This is a genomic window from Natronomonas gomsonensis, from assembly GCF_024300825.1.
Classification (GTDB): domain Archaea; phylum Halobacteriota; class Halobacteria; order Halobacteriales; family Haloarculaceae; genus Natronomonas; species Natronomonas gomsonensis.
In genome coordinates this window covers 2,109,535-2,124,086 of sequence record NZ_CP101323.1, presented here as the reverse complement: position 1 = coordinate 2,124,086, position 14,552 = coordinate 2,109,535, and the positions used below count along the sequence as shown (strand labels likewise).

Annotated in this window: 15 protein-coding genes; 10 read left to right on the top strand and 5 right to left on the bottom strand. The window is 64.5% G+C overall.

Features of this window, described 5'->3' with window-relative positions:
• Positions 1-68 precede the first annotated feature (68 nt).
• From NMP98_RS11400 to NMP98_RS11380, 5 genes are read left to right on the top strand one after another with little or no spacing between them, the layout of a single operon-like run.
• The gene (locus tag NMP98_RS11400) at positions 69-965 is read left to right on the top strand and encodes a DUF6282 family protein (RefSeq protein ID WP_254857718.1); all 897 of its coding nucleotides are present in this window, start codon (positions 69-71) and stop codon (positions 963-965) included.
• A gap of 2 nt (positions 966-967) precedes the next feature.
• Positions 968-1,966 (top strand): LLM class flavin-dependent oxidoreductase, encoded by a 999-nt coding sequence (locus tag NMP98_RS11395; protein WP_254857716.1) that lies wholly within the window; start codon positions 968-970, stop codon positions 1,964-1,966.
• 41 nt (positions 1,967-2,007) lie between these two features.
• Entirely contained in the window at positions 2,008-2,958 is a 951-nt protein-coding gene (locus tag NMP98_RS11390) for an HpcH/HpaI aldolase/citrate lyase family protein (protein ID WP_254857715.1), read from the top strand.
• Positions 2,959-2,980: 22 nt separating this feature from the next.
• Positions 2,981-3,754 carry a polysaccharide deacetylase family protein gene (locus tag NMP98_RS11385; protein WP_254857714.1) on the top strand — a complete coding sequence of 258 codons (774 nt, stop codon included), beginning with the start codon at positions 2,981-2,983 and terminating at the stop codon, positions 3,752-3,754.
• Positions 3,751-4,335 (top strand): DJ-1/PfpI family protein, encoded by a 585-nt coding sequence (locus NMP98_RS11380; RefSeq protein ID WP_254857712.1) that lies wholly within the window; start codon positions 3,751-3,753, stop codon positions 4,333-4,335. Before NMP98_RS11385 ends, NMP98_RS11380 begins: the two co-directional genes overlap by 4 nt.
• Positions 4,336-4,341: 6 nt before the next feature.
• Here the strand turns inward: NMP98_RS11380 and NMP98_RS11375 are convergent, their stop codons facing one another.
• Positions 4,342-4,581, bottom strand: coding sequence for a hypothetical protein (locus NMP98_RS11375; protein ID WP_254857710.1), 240 nt, complete (start codon positions 4,579-4,581; stop codon positions 4,342-4,344).
• A 105-nt stretch (positions 4,582-4,686) separates the two neighbouring features.
• Between NMP98_RS11375 and NMP98_RS11370 the strand changes: the two genes are divergently transcribed.
• Positions 4,687-5,280, top strand: a complete 594-nt coding sequence (locus tag NMP98_RS11370) for a flavin reductase family protein (RefSeq protein ID WP_254857709.1) — start codon at positions 4,687-4,689, stop codon at positions 5,278-5,280.
• A gap of 3 nt (positions 5,281-5,283) precedes the next feature.
• Here NMP98_RS11370 and NMP98_RS11365 read toward each other — a convergent pair whose 3' ends face one another.
• Genes NMP98_RS11365 through NMP98_RS11355 form a run of 3 tightly spaced genes read right to left on the bottom strand, consistent with a single transcriptional unit; the run spans position 5,284 to position 9,658 of the window.
• Positions 5,284-6,063 carry an enoyl-CoA hydratase/isomerase family protein gene (locus NMP98_RS11365; RefSeq protein ID WP_254857707.1) on the bottom strand — a complete coding sequence of 260 codons (780 nt, stop codon included), beginning with the start codon at positions 6,061-6,063 and terminating at the stop codon, positions 5,284-5,286.
• Between the two features lie 40 nt (positions 6,064-6,103).
• Positions 6,104-6,583 (bottom strand): MaoC family dehydratase, encoded by a 480-nt coding sequence (locus tag NMP98_RS11360; protein WP_254857705.1) that lies wholly within the window; start codon positions 6,581-6,583, stop codon positions 6,104-6,106.
• 42 nt (positions 6,584-6,625) lie between these two features.
• Positions 6,626-9,658 (bottom strand): FAD-binding and (Fe-S)-binding domain-containing protein, encoded by a 3,033-nt coding sequence (locus NMP98_RS11355; protein ID WP_411911618.1) that lies wholly within the window; start codon positions 9,656-9,658, stop codon positions 6,626-6,628.
• A gap of 353 nt (positions 9,659-10,011) precedes the next feature.
• Between NMP98_RS11355 and NMP98_RS11350 the strand changes: the two genes are divergently transcribed.
• From NMP98_RS11350 to NMP98_RS11335, 4 genes are all read left to right on the top strand, one after another.
• Positions 10,012-10,839, top strand: coding sequence for a DUF7260 family protein (locus NMP98_RS11350; protein ID WP_254857701.1), 828 nt, complete (start codon positions 10,012-10,014; stop codon positions 10,837-10,839).
• 364 nt (positions 10,840-11,203) lie between these two features.
• On the top strand, positions 11,204-12,280 hold the full coding sequence (locus NMP98_RS11345; protein ID WP_254857699.1) for a M20 family metallopeptidase: 1,077 nt from the start codon (positions 11,204-11,206) through the stop codon (positions 12,278-12,280).
• A 61-nt stretch (positions 12,281-12,341) separates the two neighbouring features.
• Positions 12,342-12,536, top strand: coding sequence for a hypothetical protein (locus NMP98_RS11340; RefSeq protein WP_254857697.1), 195 nt, complete (start codon positions 12,342-12,344; stop codon positions 12,534-12,536).
• Between the two features lie 61 nt (positions 12,537-12,597).
• The gene (locus NMP98_RS11335) at positions 12,598-14,097 is read left to right on the top strand and encodes a carboxypeptidase M32 (RefSeq protein ID WP_254857695.1); all 1,500 of its coding nucleotides are present in this window, start codon (positions 12,598-12,600) and stop codon (positions 14,095-14,097) included.
• On the opposite strand, the gene NMP98_RS11330 is transcribed toward NMP98_RS11335, so the two are convergent.
• Entirely contained in the window at positions 14,098-14,508 is a 411-nt protein-coding gene (locus NMP98_RS11330; protein ID WP_254857693.1) for an RDD family protein, read from the bottom strand.
• Between the last annotated feature and the right edge of the window lie 44 nt (positions 14,509-14,552).

Genomic DNA, 14,552 nt, shown 5'->3' with positions numbered 1-14,552 from the left:
AACGGAACTGACCTGTCCCAGAGGGCTTAATACTCGTGGCAAGAATACACACACCCCGAGGACAACAGATGGACACTCAGCATCCCGTCGCCGGCGCGTGGGACACACACGTCCACGCGGGACCGGACGTAACCGACAGAAAGCACGACATCGTGGAACTCGCTCGGCGCGCCGCCGCCGCCGGCATGGGTGGGTTAGTTCTCAAGAACCACCACGCGCCGACGACGATGGCCGCGGCGCTCGTCGAGCAGGCCTGTGACTCCGATATCCGACTCGCTTCGACGGTCGTTTTGAACCGCTCGGTCGGCGGCATCAACATCGACGCCGTCGTCGCCGCCGCGAAGATGGGTGCCAGTCGCGTCGAACTCCCGACGATGACCGCCAAACGGAACATGCTCGAACAGGGCGAACCGAAAACCATCGACCTGCTGAACGGGAACGACGAACTGAAAGACGGCGTCTGGTCGGTGCTTACCGAGGCGATAAACGACGGGATGGTTGTCGGAACCGGCCACATCGGCGTCGAGGAAGTCGAGGCCGTCGTCGACGCCGTCACGGAGGTCGACGGCGAGGTCATCGTCACGCATCCGGAGTTCCACGCCGCCCGTGACGGCGTCGGCCTCACGCCCGAACGGCAGGCCCGATTGGCCCGCGATGGGGTATACTTCGAACGCTGCTCCATCGTGACCGACGAGACCGTCCGTGAGTTGTTCCTCCCAGATGCCCCCGAGGCGGCTCACGACGCCTTCGCCGACGGCGCGATGTTCGATAAAATCGTCGCCGGTATCGAGGCGACCGGCCCAGAACACAACTTGCTGTCGACGGATTACGGCCAACCGGGGCGGATGTCGCCGCCGGACGCGCTGGCGGCGTTTCACGCCGACCTCGAATCCGCCGGCATCCCGCGTGCCGACATCGAGCGGATGGCCCGTGACAACCCAGAAACCATCTTCGGAGGTGCCTGACTGTGGACGTTAGCCTGATGGGGCTGACCCAACACCCGGGCGATCGCGACCCCGAGGGCTGTCTCGCGGAGTTGCTCGAACAGGCTCGAATTGCCGAGGAAAGCGGCTTCGAGGGGCTGTTCGTCGGCGAACACCACTTCACCGACGACATCTACTTCGACAACTTCCAGACGCTCGCCCGTCTCGCGGCGGAGTTCGACGGCGACGTCCGCGTCGGGACGAGCGTCTGTCTGTTGCCGCTGCACAATCCCGCCTTGGTCGCCGAGCGAGTCGCCACCCTCGACGTGATTTCGGGCGGCAACGTCGTCTTCGGTGCCGCCGCCGGCTACCGCGACGCCGAGTTCGACACCGTCGGCGTCGACAAGGCCGAACGCGCCGGCCGCGTCACCGAAGGCGTCGAAATCCTCCGGGCACTGTGGTCCGAGGACGGCGTCTCCTACGACGGTGACCACTACGCCTTCGAGGACGTGACGCTCCGCCCTCGTCCAGTACAGGAATCCGGGCCGCCGATATGGCTCGGCGGGTCGGCACCCTCGGCCGTCCGGCGGGCCGCCGCACTCGGCGACGCGTGGCTCATCGACCCCGTCTCGCCCGTCTCGAAACTGAAGAAGGCCGTCGGCCTCTACGAGCGCGAACTCACCGAGGAGCCGTCCTGTCGGCCGATTCGACGCGACGTGTACGTCGCCGAGACGACCGAGAAAGCCATCGACACCGCCGCGCCGTACATCCTCGACAAGTTCGACTCGCTGTCGGAGTGGGGCGTCATCGACGACGACGGCGAGGATTTGAGCAGACGGGAGCGCTTCGAGCGGGTCAGCGAGGGCCGGTATCTCATCGGCACGCCCGATGAGGTTGTCGCCGACCTCGAATCGCTCAACGAGACGCTCGGCGTCGACCACCTCGTCGCCCGCGTCCAGTGGCCCGGAATGGACCACGAACGCGCCGTCGATGCCATCGAACTGCTCGGAGAGGAGGTAATCCCACGCGTCGCCGACCTGTGATTCGGGACAAGGTATAAGGACTCCTCCGTAGATTTCAATACATGGAACCCGCTCGCTCAGTGCTGTTCATTCCCGGGAATCGTGAGGGCTGGGTCGAAAGCGCCCACGAGAACGATGCCGACGTCATCATCCTCGATTTGGAGGATTCGGTCCCGCCCGAAGAGAAGGAGGCCGCCCGCGACATCGTCGCCGAACACCTCCCGAAACTCCACGCCGAGGGCCAGCGCGTCCACGTCCGCGTCAACGCCCACCCCAACGCAAGCGAGGGATTCGCCGAACACGACTTCGAGGCCATCGCCTGCGAGGAACTGGAGGCGATAACCGTCCCGAAGGTCCGGGAACCGAACGACATCGAACGGCTCGATACGGTGTTGACTCACATCGAGCGCCGGGAGGGGCTGGAGGTCGGCGGCATCGAGTTGACCGTCAGCGTCGAAACCGCACAAGCGATGCGACAGGTGTACGAACTCTGTGAGGCCGCCGACCGGGTCGGCACCATCGGCTGTGGCGCGGTGAAGGGTACCGACACGAACCGCGCACTCGGCTTTGAGTGGACCGGCCCCGGACGGGAAGGACTGGAGACGCTGCACCTCCGCGAACAGGCGCTGATGGACGCTCGCGCCGCCGAAATCGAGTTCCCGCTCGCCGGCACGTACGTCGACGTCGGCGACATCGAGGGACTCCGGAAGGACATGCAGTTCTCCCGGGAGATGGGCTACACCGGCTACCTCGTCATCCACCCCTCCCACGTCGAACACGCCAACGAAATCTTCCTGCCCGACGCCGACACCGTCGAGTACTGGGTCGGCGCGATGGAGACGCTGTTGGAAGCCGAAAACGAGGGCAAAAGCGCCGTCCGCTACGAGGGTGACATGATAGATATTGCCAACATCGAGACAGCCCGCCGCTACATCGAATACGCCGAAGCCTTCGCCGATGACCTCGACGTCGACTTCGCCGATGTCGACTTCTCGGAACTGCGCCCCGAATGAGACGACGACGGAACGACCAACCATGACAGACCACTTCGCAGACTCGACGACTGCCCACGACCAGAAGCGACGGTCGCTCAGCCCGTATCTCAAGTTCGTCCGGAACCTCGACCCCGAGACGAGCCTCGAGACGCGCATCGAACACATCGCCTACGACGTCTTCGAGGACGGCATCGACTGGCTCGTCGACGCCCTGGGAGACGCCGACGTCTCCGCCGGCGTCTCCGTACCGGCGATACACCTCCAAGACGAGGCCGTCCGCGACGGCGTCGGCCGACTCCTCAAGTCAGGCGCCGAGGCCGTCGTCCACGGCTACCGGCACACCTCCTACATGGAGACGCCCTACGAGACGGTCGACGAGGAACTGACGGCCATCATCGACCGTTTCGAGGCGGACCTCGATGCCCGCTCGACCGGCTTTCACATCCCGTTCATGCGATGCAGTTCGGGAACCGTTCGGGCCGCCGAAGAACACGGCATCGAGTGGATAGTCGGCGCCGAACCATCCGGCGTCGACACCTCGATTACGTTCCTCCAACCCGAATCGCCCTACGACCTCCAGTTGTTCGAGCGGGGCCACGACGGGCCGGCGGTCACAGACCGGATGTCGGCGGCCGCCGAGGATGGGTCGCTGCTGCTGTGTCACCCGAACATCCACGCCGTCCACGGCGCCCGCGAGTCGTTCGCGTCGTTCCTCGAAGCGGAGTCGTTCGCCAAACCGAGCGCCGTCGCGGCCGGGGAGGCTGACCGACCGGGGCTGCTCCTCGATTGCTTCCCGCCGTTTCAGGTCCGATGACGATGCGAATCGCCTTCGTCGTCTACGACGGCCTCACGGCGCTGGATTTCGTCGGCGCCTACGACCCCATCACGCGGGTCGGGACGATGGGCTTTCGCGAGGACGTCGAGTGGGAGGTTTGCGGCCTCTCGCCGACGGTGACGGCGACGGGTGGGCTCACCTTCGAGACGACGGCGACCGACGAACCGCTGGACGGCTACGACGCCGTCGTCGTCCCCGGTGGCATCGGCACGACGCTTCCCGACGACGATGGCCCGGTCGTATCGTGGCTCCGAACCGCCGAGGACTGTCGGTACAAACTCTCGGTGTGTACGGGGTCGCTGCTGTTGGCCGCCGCCGGCCTCCTCGACGATTGCCGTGCGACGACTCACCCGAACGCCTACGAGGCGCTCGCCGAACGCGCCGCCGTGACCGAACGGCGCGTCGTCCGCGACGGCGACGTGATAACTGGTGGCGGCGTGAGTTCGGCGCTCGACGTGGGACTGTACTTCGCGGAACTGCTCACCGACGCTGGCACGCGTGACCGCATCGCCGACCAGATGGACTACCCACACTACCGCGACGACACCGGCGTCTCGTAGACGCGACTACGCCTCATCGAGGAACCGCTGGGTGACGTACCGCTGGAGGTACATGCCGGCAGCGCCGGTCACGAACAACACCGCGCTGACGAGATACGCCGTCGAAGTCGAGTCGAGTCCTCGCTCGACGAGTCGCTCCGGGAAGACGAAGCCGTAGAGGCCGGCCATGAGCAGGAAGCCGGCGACGAAGCCGGCGATGACGACCGCCACTCGCGCGCCGCGACGGAGCGTTTCGGAACTGACCATACGACGAATCGGGCGCCGAAGCGGTTAATTATACCGCCCGCGCCGTTTCGTAACTATCCGCGTTATCAACATATTTATGTGTTCGTGCAGGATGCATCGGTAGTAATGCAGGAGTTTCCAGTCCGAGACATCGACACGCGAGTGAGCAGTCGCATCGTCAAATCCGCCGTCACGCCCCGTCCAATCGGGTGGATTTCCACGACCAGCGCCGACGGCGTCGACAACCTCGCACCGTTCAGTTGCTACAACTACATCAGTTCGGAGTACCCGACCGTGATGTTCAGCTCGAAGGCACACGACGACGGCGAACAGAAGGACACCGCCCAAAACGTCGCCGCGACCGGCGAGTTCGTCGTCAACGTGGTGACCGAGGACCTTGCCGAGCGCATGGACCGGACGTCGGCGGAGTTGCCGCCGGAGGAAAGCGAGTTCGACTTCGCCGCACTCGACCGCGCGGAGTCGACCCACGTCACGCCCCCGCGGGTCGCCGACGCCCTCATCAGCATGGAGTGTACGGCCATCGAGTCGCTGGACATCCACGACCGCGGGGTGTTCTTCGGCGAAGTCGAGACGTTCCACATCGCCGACGAGGTACTCGTCGACGGAAAGGTCGAGATGGACCACCTCGACACCGTCGGCCGCCTCGGCGGTCCCTACTACACCAGCGTCAACCGGATGGAGATGACCCGGGAGTTCTGACGCCTATCGTCCCTCGAAGGAGGGTTCGCGAGATTCGAGGAACGCCGCCATGGCTTCGGTCTGGTCGTACGTATCGAAACAGGCGGCGATTGTTTCGAGGCTGGCGTCGACGCCCGACTCGACGCCGTTGGAGCGCAATCCGCGGAACACCCGCGTCTGCATCTGGACGACGAGCGGGCTCTTCTCGGCGAGTTGCTCGACGAGCGCATCGACGTGTGCCTCGTACTCCCCGGGCGCGACGGCGTCGTTGACCAGTCCGATGTCTTCGGCCTCGGTCCCGGATATCACCTCGCCGGTGTAGACGAGTTCCTTCGCCTTCTGGAGACCGACGAGTCGGACGAGGAGGCCACCCTGAATCCCGGTGACAAGGCCGATATCGATTTCCGGCAACCCGAGGTTTGCCTCCTCGGTCGCCAGTCGGAAGTCACACGACATCGCCAACTCCAGTCCGGCGCCGAGGGCGTACTCGCCACAGCAACACACCGTGACCGCGTCGAGGTTCCGCACGGCGTCCATCATCCCGTGGAGGTCCGTCATGACTCGTCGGGCCTCGGTCGTCGAGAGGTCCTTCACCTCGTCGAGGTGGATGCCCGCCGTCAGCCCTCCCTCGCCGCCGTCGTCCGTGCCCCGAATCACCAGCACCGACACGTCCGTGGGAACGTCTTCGACCGTCTCCCGAATCGCCCCGATGGTGTCGGTTCCGAAGAGGTTCAGTTCGCCGCCGTCGATTCGGAGCGTCGCCGCGTGCTCGTAGTCGTCTCTGCGAGTGAGCGTGACTGCCATACCGCACGAACGACGCCTCGGAAAATGAAGCTTCGGGCGGTCACTCGGGGTCGAAATCCGGCGAGAACGGCACCAGCGAGTGGTGGTCGTTGACCATCACGAGGTCGTCACCCTGATTCCGCAGTTCTTCGTTGATGGTGATGAGTCCCCGACGCCGCCCCGCTTCGCGGTCCTTCTCACGTATTCGCTTGTCGACGACCTCGACCTCCAGGTGGAGCGTATCGCCCGGGTAGGCGGGGTTGACGAAGCGCATCCCGTCGCGGCCGTAGGCCACCGGCGTCTCGTAGTCCCACCCCGGCACGTCTCCCCACAGCGCACTGGTGATGACGATGAGCACCGTGTTCTGGACGAGCAGGTCGTCGAACTCCGTCGTCTCGACGTGTTCGCGGTCGACGTGCATCCGTTCGCCGGCGCCGTAGCCGACTGCCCGGAAAATATCCGTCTCGGTCACCGTGCGCCCGCCGCTCGAACGCCCCGAGTCACCGATTTCGAAGTCGTCGAAGTATCGCTTCAGTTCCATCGCAGAACAATCGCCAGTTCGGATGATAAACCCAGCGCCGTCTCAGACGAGCGCGTCGGCGAGTTTCTCGACTGGGTGGGCGGGCGATTCCTCGTCGAGTTGAGTCCGACAGGAGGTGCCGGGCGCGACGACCGATTCGCCGTCGCTCGATTCGAGTTGGTCACGGAGGAGGTCCGCGATTGCCTGACTCATCGAGTAGTGTTCGGCCTCGTAGCCGAACGACCCGGCCATCCCACAGCAGGTCGAATCGACGGGGTCGACGGCGTACCCAGCGCGCCGAAGTACGCCGACGGCGTGGTGGTCCTTCTTCGTCGCCTTCTGGTGGCAGTGGCCGTGATAAGCGAGGGCGTCCTCGACGCCCTCGAAATCGAGGCGTTCGTCCAGTCGGAACCGGTCGAGGTACTCACAGACGCCGTAGGCGTTGGCCGCGAGGCGCTCGACATCGTCGCCGGACAGCAAATCCAGGTAATCCGACTGGAACATGACGGCGTCGGAGGGTTCGACCACGACCACGTCCCACCCGTCTTCGACCATCTGCGCGAGGGCATCGACGTTCGCTCGGGCGTCCTCGCGGGCCTTCTCGACGAACCCCTTCGACAGCGGCGGCCGGCCGCTTCCCGGCAGGCCGTCGGGGACGACGACGTGGACGCCGGCAGCCTCCAACACCTCGATTGCGGCCTTCCCCACGGCGGGGTCGTTGTAGTTCGTGTAGGTGTCTGGGAAGACGACGACGCGGCGGTCGGCGTCGGCCTCTGGAACCGTGGCACCGCCACGGGCCTCGAACCACTCGACGAGGGACTCACTCGCAAAGGTCGGCACGTCGCGTTCGCTCGCGATGCCGAGAGTCTTCTCGGCGAGGAAGCCCGCGCCGGGAAGCGAGGTGGCGGCGTTGGCAACCGGAGCAAAGCGACTGCCCAGTGCCGACAGCCGGTCGATGTTGGCGAAAAGGCGGTCCCGGAGGCTCGTGCCGTCGCGCTGGTGTTTCTCGTGGAGGACTTCGGTGCGGAGTTTGGCCATATCGACCTCGCTGGGGCAGTCGCGAGCACACCCCTTACAACCGACACAGAGGTCGAGCACCTCCTCGGTGAAATCCTCGGAGAACAGTTCCTCTTCGGGAAGGCCGCCGCTCATCGCCTGCCGGAGCATGTTCGCCCGGCCGCGAGTCGACTGTATCTCCTCGTGGGCCGCGCGGTAGGTGGGACACATCACGCCGCCGGTGGTCGATTGCTCGCCGCGACAACCGCCACAGCCGTGACACAGCTCGACCATCCCCTGAAAGCCGTTGTCGTTGTCCCAGCTCAACTCGGGGCTGAAGCCGGATTCGAACCCGTAGTCGGGGTCGAACCGGAGGTTCTCGGTCAAGTCGTGGTCGCCACAGACGTTGCCCGGGTTCAGCGTCCAGTTGGGGTCGTAGGCGGTCTTGAGGTCACGGAACGCCGCCCAGAGGTCGTCGCCGTACAGTTTCCGATTCCACTGGGTTCGGGCGCGGCCGTCGCCGTGTTCCCCCGAGACGCTCCCGCCGTACTTGACGACCAAATCGGTCACTCGCTCGGCGATGGCCTCGAAGGCCTCCAGCCCCTCGACGCTCTTGGTGTTCACGAGCGGCCGGATGTGCAACACGCCGGGGCCGGCGTGGGCGTAGTAACTGGCGTAGGTGTCGTAGTCGTCGAGGATCTCCTGTACGTCGGCGACGTACTCCGGGAGGTTTCGCGCCGGGACGGCGGTGTCCTCGATGTAGGCGATGTGTTTCTCGTCCGTCGTCCGGCCGAGTAAAATCGGCAAGCCGGACTTCCGCATCTTCCAGAACTTCGCCCGGGTGTCGGCGTCGTGGGCCTCCATCGCCGCGGCGGCGCGGTGGTCGGCGTTCGTCCGGACCCGTTCATCGGTCGGGTCGGCCTCGCTGTCGGCGGCGGGTACTCGGTCGGCCAGCAGGTCTGCGACGAGTCGTCGCCCCTCGGCGTCGTCGTCGGCGTAGAACTCCACGAGCAACACCGAATCGGTGCCCTCCGGAAGCATGCCAACCACGTCGGCGAACTCGGCGGTGTCCCGAGCCAACCCGAGCAACACGTCGTCCATCACCTCGACGGCGGCGGGGTCGTGTTCGAGGATGGGTTCGACATCGGCCAGCGCATCGAGGAGGTCGTCGTAGGTGAGCAGGGCGACGGCTTTCGTGTTCGGAATCGACTCTAACGAGACGGTCGCCTCGGTGACGATGGCGAGGGTGCCCTCGCTGCCGGCGAGCAGGCGTGCGAGGTTGACGGTCGCGTCGTCGGTGATTTCGCCGTCGTCCCGGGCCTCTTCGAGCAGTCGGTCGAAGTTGTACCCCGAGACGTTGCGTTTCAGTTCCGGGTAGCGGCTGTCGACTTCCTCGGCGTGGTCGTCGAGGACGGCGAGGACGCCGGCGTAGATTCGCGGCAGGAGGGCCTCGCTGTCGGCGTCGGCGGAGTCGCGCAGTTCACCGATGGTCACGTCGCCGAAGCGAGTCACGGTGCCGTCGGCCAACACCGCCTCGACCGACTCGACGTAGGCGTCGGTCTTGCCGTAGACGAGCGAGTGTGCGCCCGTCGAGTTGTTGCCGATGGCGCCGCCGAGGACGGATTTGTCGCCCCACGCCGGGTCGGGCGCGAACTTCAGGCCCTCGGATTCCAGCGTCTCGTTGAGTTTTCCGAGTGTGATGCCGGGTTGTGCCGTCATGCATCGGCGGTCCGAATCGACATCGAGCAGCGCGTCCATGTGTTTGCTACAGTCGAGGACGACGGCGTCGTTGACGCTCTGGCCCGCGAGGCTGGTGCCGCCGCCGCGTGGCAACACCGCGATGTCGTTTCGGTCGCAGTAGGCGACGACCGCCGCCACGTCGTCTGTCGAGGTGGGGTAGACGACGCCGACCGGTTGCACTTCGTAGGCGCTGGCGTCGGTGGCGTACAGCGTCCGCGTGTAGTCGTCGAGGCGAACCTCGCCGTCGACGAGCGACGACAGCGTCGCCGCCAGTTCGGGGCGTTCGACGCTGTCGGACCGATAGTCGTAGGTCGAACTCCGAGTCGAGGGGTCCGAATTCGTGTGCTGAGAAGACATTATCTGGGTTCGGATTGCTGCGTCCGTTGCTCGACCCTGCCGGAGTGGGTCCGACGCGTTCGCGTCCTGTCTACCGTTTCCTTCGGTGTCGAGCGCATCGCTATCGGGTTCTCCCTCGAAGCAATTATAGGTTTACCCCGGCCGAAGCGCTCGGTAGCCGACCACCCGAACGGGCGTCGCGGGAAAGATTTATATTCAAATACGAACGATTTTATCGTGTAATACGATACCACGCTTCCTCCGGGTCGACCCGGCGGAATCGGTTTCCCGTCGACGGAGGAGGCCGTGGTCGCACGCTGGGGAGCCGAACGACGGGCGAGGAGACCACGGCACGACGCACTCGACAGTCCCACACCATGGACCGCACGACCACTCCGGAAGCGCCGTTCGAGGCGATGCAGCGATGGCTCCGTATCGAGCGCCGACAGACCGCCGCCGAACTGTCGGCGTTCGACACGTTCATCGACCGGCTTCGGGAGGTTCCGACGGGCCACGTGGCGTCGCCGTCGGGTCCGTCGGCGTTGACCGAACGGCCCTCGGGCGGCGGTCTCGCGTCCGTCCGAAAGGCGTATCGCTCGACGGTGATGGACGTGCCACACTACGACGAGGAGTACGGCAACGACTTCTCCGAGGACGTGACCGAGGAGTTCGGGTCGACCATCGCGACGATACTCGAACGGGGTGGCACCCTCGACGCACAGACGAAGCGAACGCTCCTCGCGCTCGCGGTCGACTCGCGGTCGCGTCGGGTGACCCTCCTCGATATCATCGACGCCGAGCGTGAATCCATCGAGACGGTCGCCGAGCGCCTCCGGCCGGTCGCCGAGGAACTGGACACCATCGCTGACGTGGAGTTCATGGCTGAATCTTTCGGGTCGCTCGACGCCCATCGCGCCCGACTCGATACGCTAGTCGAGCGGTGCGACGCCGCCGCCGAGAGCCGACAGAGGGACCTCCGTGAACACCGAACGACGGCCGCGCTGTCGGAGGGGGTTGCCGCCGTTCCGCTATACCTGTATCAGGGGTTCGATTCGACGTTCCCGATTCTCTCCTTTATCGCTGCTCTCGGCGACCGAATCGAGGGGATTCGGTCGGACATCAGCCACGCGGCGAGCCATTACGAGGCCGACCGGGACTCCTATTTCGCGGGCGACACCGACACCCGCGGACGAACCGAATCCTAACTCGACATCATACCTTACTGAAAATTTATATGTATGTAAATATGGTACTTATCGATAGATTTGATTTCCCGTATCATCGCAAGCCGAAATAAACGGACTATTCGGGGCACAGAGATGTAATAATCGATGCAGGGATTTATACCTCTAAAAATCTCAAATTTAATAATAAAATAGCAAAATAAAGAAAATTCAATCAAATATAGCGTAAAATATGAGATATAGTGGCTATTGGGACTACTAATAAAAAATTTGTTAGATTTGCTATTCCTATATATTTTATTACCATATCTATAAAATAACAAGGAAATTATGGTTCGGCTGACTCTCCCAGAAACTCAAGCCCCCGCCGCTCCTCGGAGAGGGTATGGATGCCACGGGACTGACCCGGCGACTCGTCGAGACGCCGAGTCACGAAGACGAATCCGCACTCGGTGACCTCCTCGCGGCGTGGCTTCGTGACCACACCGACGCGGTAGTCGAACGCGACGACTCCGGGAACGTCATCGCCAGACGCAACGCCGGTTCGGGGCCGTCGCTCGCGCTCGTCGGCCACCACGACGTGGTGCCGCCGGACGAGAGCCAACTCGCTGACGGCGAGTACGTCGTCGAGGAACGCGACGGTCGGCTCTACGGACGCGGCAGCGCCGACATGAAAGGGAGCCTCGCGGCCGCGATGGTCGCCTTCGCCGAGGCCGACCCCGCGGGCGAACTCGTCTTCGCCTCCTTCGTCGGGGAGGAGGCGGGCGGCGTCGGCTGTCGGGCGGCCATCGAGGAGGGGTTCGCCCCCGACTACGCCGTCGTCGGCGAGGGGTCGACCGGCTACTCCGCCGCCGGAGTAACGGACGTGGCCGTCGCCCACAAGGGTCGTCGCGGGTCGACGATTACCGCGGCGGGAGTCGCCGCCCACGCCAGCGAACCCGAGGCAGGCGAGAACGCCATCTACCGCGCCACCGACGCCGTCGACGTGGTTCGAAGCCTCCACGTACCCGAAACCGAGGTGTTGGGCCACCGTCTGGAGGGCAGCGTCGTCGTCACCGAAATCGACGGTGGCAGCGCGTGGAACGTCGTCCCCGAGCGCTGTGCCGTCACCGTCGACGAGCGAACCGTTCCCGGCAAGCGCGCTTCCCTCGGTGACGTGGAATCAATCGACGGCGTCTCCTGGGCCGTCGAGCAGGACCTCCCGCCGATGGCCTGCGACGACGCCGACTTCGCGGAGGCGGTTCTCGATGCCGCCGATGCCGCCCAATCGGGGTCGCCCGAGCAGGTGGTCAAACCCCACGCCACCGACGCTGGCTGGCTCGCCGGGGCGGGCACCACCTGCGTCGTCTGTGGAGCGGCCGAACCCGGAGAGGCCCACACCGCCGACGAGAGCGTCTCGCTGGCCGCAGTCAAGCGATGCGCCGAGGTGTATCGACGCGTCGCGGAGACGCCGCTCGAATAGTCGCTCCCGCCGCGTGAGAATTCGCGATAGGCTCTTTTCGGTGTGTGTCGTATCCTCACGTATGGCATTCCGATTGCTCCTCGCACTCCTCGGGTTGCTCGAAGTGGCGTTTCCGAAACCGCTCGTCGACTTCTGGATGAACCTCGCGACCGAAGACGACGACGTAGAACTCCGGCCGTGGGTGTACACCGCGGCGCGGATCGAAGGCGCCCTCATCCTCCTGTACGTGCTGTGGCGCCGAAAAGCCGGCGAGTGACCGGCTGACCGACTCGTCCGGTATCCGTGGGTTCTTGGCTCCGGGCCTCGCAGTATTTGCCATGGCGACGGACCAATCGAGCGTCCCCGAGGCCTACGCCGACCTGCTGGCGGAGTACCAGCGGGCGACGTATCTCGGCGACGCGAACATGGTGCTGAGCTGGGACCAGGAAGTGATGATGCCCGAAGGTGGGACGCCCGCCCGCTCGAAACAGCGCGGTGCGATTTCGGCGGTCGCCCACGACATCCTCGTCGACGACGACGTGGCCGAAAACCTCGATGCCCTCGATGATGCCGACCTCCCCGCCGAGGAAGCCGCCGTCGTCCGCGAGATTCGACGACAACACGAGCGGAAGGCCCGCGTTCCGACCGACCTCGTCACCGAAATCAGCGAGGCGACGAGCGACGCCCACCCCGTCTGGCAGGAGGCCAAAGCCGACGACGATTGGGACGCCTTCGCGCCGACCGTCGAGCGCCTGCTCGACCTCAAACGCGAGTACGCCGAACACATCGACGCCTCGGCCGACCCCTACGAGGTGCTGTTCGCGGACTACGAACCGTACATCGACCTCGACACCGCCGAACGCGTCCTCGAGAACCTCCGGGAGCGCCTCGTCCCCCTCATCGACGAGATTCGCGACTCCGATGCCGACCTCTACAGCGTCGACGGCACCTTCCCCGAAGACCAACAGATGGACCTCGCTCGTGAGGCCCTTGACACGCTCGGCTACGACTTCGAACACGGCCGCATCGACACCGCACCGCACCCCTTCTCCTCGGGGACGCAGTTCGACGCCCGCGTCACCACCCGATTCGACGAGTCCGACCCGCTGGACTCCCTTGGCTCGACCATCCACGAGTTCGGCCACGCCACCTACACCCAGGGGCTCCGACAGGACGCCTACGGCTCTCCGCTCGGCGAACACCGCGGGCTGACCGTCCACGAGTCCCAATCGCGGCTCTGGGAGAACCACGTCGGCCGCACCCAACCGTTCTGGGAGTTGTTCGTCACACAGTTCAACGAGCAGTACGGCACCGACCTCACCGCCCGGCAGGCCTACGAGGCCGCAAACCAGGTGTACGAGGACAACCTCATCCGCGTCGAGGCCGACGAACTCACCTACCACCTCCACATCATCCTGCGGTTCGAAATCGAACGCGACCTGCTGGCCGGCGACCTCGACGTCGAGGAGGTCCCCGCCGTCTGGAACGACAAGATGGAAGAGTACCTCGGCGTCCGCCCCGACGCCGACGGCGAGGGCTGTCTGCAGGACATCCACTGGAGTCACGGCTCCTTCGGCTACTTCCCGACCTACTCGCTGGGGAGCGTGCTGGCGGCCCAACTGTACGACGCCGCCGCCTCCGACATCGGCGACCTCGACTCGCAGGTCCGCTCCGGCGAATTCGACGCGCTCCACGAGTGGCTCACCGACAACGTCCACAGCCACGGTCAGCGCTACACCACCGACGACCTCATCGAGGAGGCCACCGGCGAATCCTTCACCGCCGACTACTTCCTCGAATACGCGGAATCGAAGTTCGGCGACCTCTACGAACTGTAATCACTCCCTAGAAACGACGACCGTTCCCGAGAGGAGGTCGCCGACCCGTTGATTCTTGTTTGTGAACAGGATTACGAGCAGTCCAAACAGGTATCCTCCCGCTCCGTCGATGATTCGCAACAGGTTACGCAGCACGGCCTGTTCGAGCGACGGAACTCGACCGTCCGAACGAATGACGATTATTCCGAGTAGTTGCTTTCCCAGCGTCCGACCGTACAGCCACTCCGGAACGATGTAGTACGAAAAATATCCGACGAGAACTGCCGAGACGAAGACGGCCTCGGATTGGGTTCCGACGCCCAAAATTGCTGCAATCGTTGCGACCAGAGGAATCATCACCAGTAGGTCGATTACTGCGGCAATGATACGTTCGAAGAGTACCCCCGAATCACGTTCTTTTGTCTCCTCCATATATAATGTAATTTAATCCAATGTATTAGATTTTCACCACTTCC

Excerpts from the sequence above, each read along its gene's own strand:
- NMP98_RS11390 (WP_254857715.1), top strand. The coding sequence starts at position 2,008 with ATGGAACCCGCTCGCTCAGTGCTGTTCATTCCCGGGAATCGTGAGGGC.
- NMP98_RS11345 (WP_254857699.1), top strand. The coding sequence starts at position 11,204 with ATGGATGCCACGGGACTGACCCGGCGACTCGTCGAGACGCCGAGTCAC.
- NMP98_RS11380 (WP_254857712.1), top strand. The coding sequence starts at position 3,751 with ATGACGATGCGAATCGCCTTCGTCGTCTACGACGGCCTCACGGCGCTG.
- NMP98_RS11370 (WP_254857709.1), top strand. The coding sequence starts at position 4,687 with ATGCAGGAGTTTCCAGTCCGAGACATCGACACGCGAGTGAGCAGTCGC.
- NMP98_RS11385 (WP_254857714.1), top strand. The coding sequence starts at position 2,981 with ATGACAGACCACTTCGCAGACTCGACGACTGCCCACGACCAGAAGCGA.
- NMP98_RS11330 (WP_254857693.1), bottom strand. The coding sequence starts at position 14,508 with ATGGAGGAGACAAAAGAACGTGATTCGGGGGTACTCTTCGAACGTATC.
- NMP98_RS11400 (WP_254857718.1), top strand. The coding sequence starts at position 69 with ATGGACACTCAGCATCCCGTCGCCGGCGCGTGGGACACACACGTCCAC.
- NMP98_RS11360 (WP_254857705.1), bottom strand. The coding sequence starts at position 6,583 with ATGGAACTGAAGCGATACTTCGACGACTTCGAAATCGGTGACTCGGGG.
- NMP98_RS11365 (WP_254857707.1), bottom strand. The coding sequence starts at position 6,063 with ATGGCAGTCACGCTCACTCGCAGAGACGACTACGAGCACGCGGCGACG.
- NMP98_RS11375 (WP_254857710.1), bottom strand. The coding sequence starts at position 4,581 with ATGGTCAGTTCCGAAACGCTCCGTCGCGGCGCGCGAGTGGCGGTCGTC.
- NMP98_RS11350 (WP_254857701.1), top strand. The coding sequence starts at position 10,012 with ATGGACCGCACGACCACTCCGGAAGCGCCGTTCGAGGCGATGCAGCGA.
- NMP98_RS11340 (WP_254857697.1), top strand. The coding sequence starts at position 12,342 with ATGGCATTCCGATTGCTCCTCGCACTCCTCGGGTTGCTCGAAGTGGCG.
- NMP98_RS11335 (WP_254857695.1), top strand. The coding sequence starts at position 12,598 with ATGGCGACGGACCAATCGAGCGTCCCCGAGGCCTACGCCGACCTGCTG.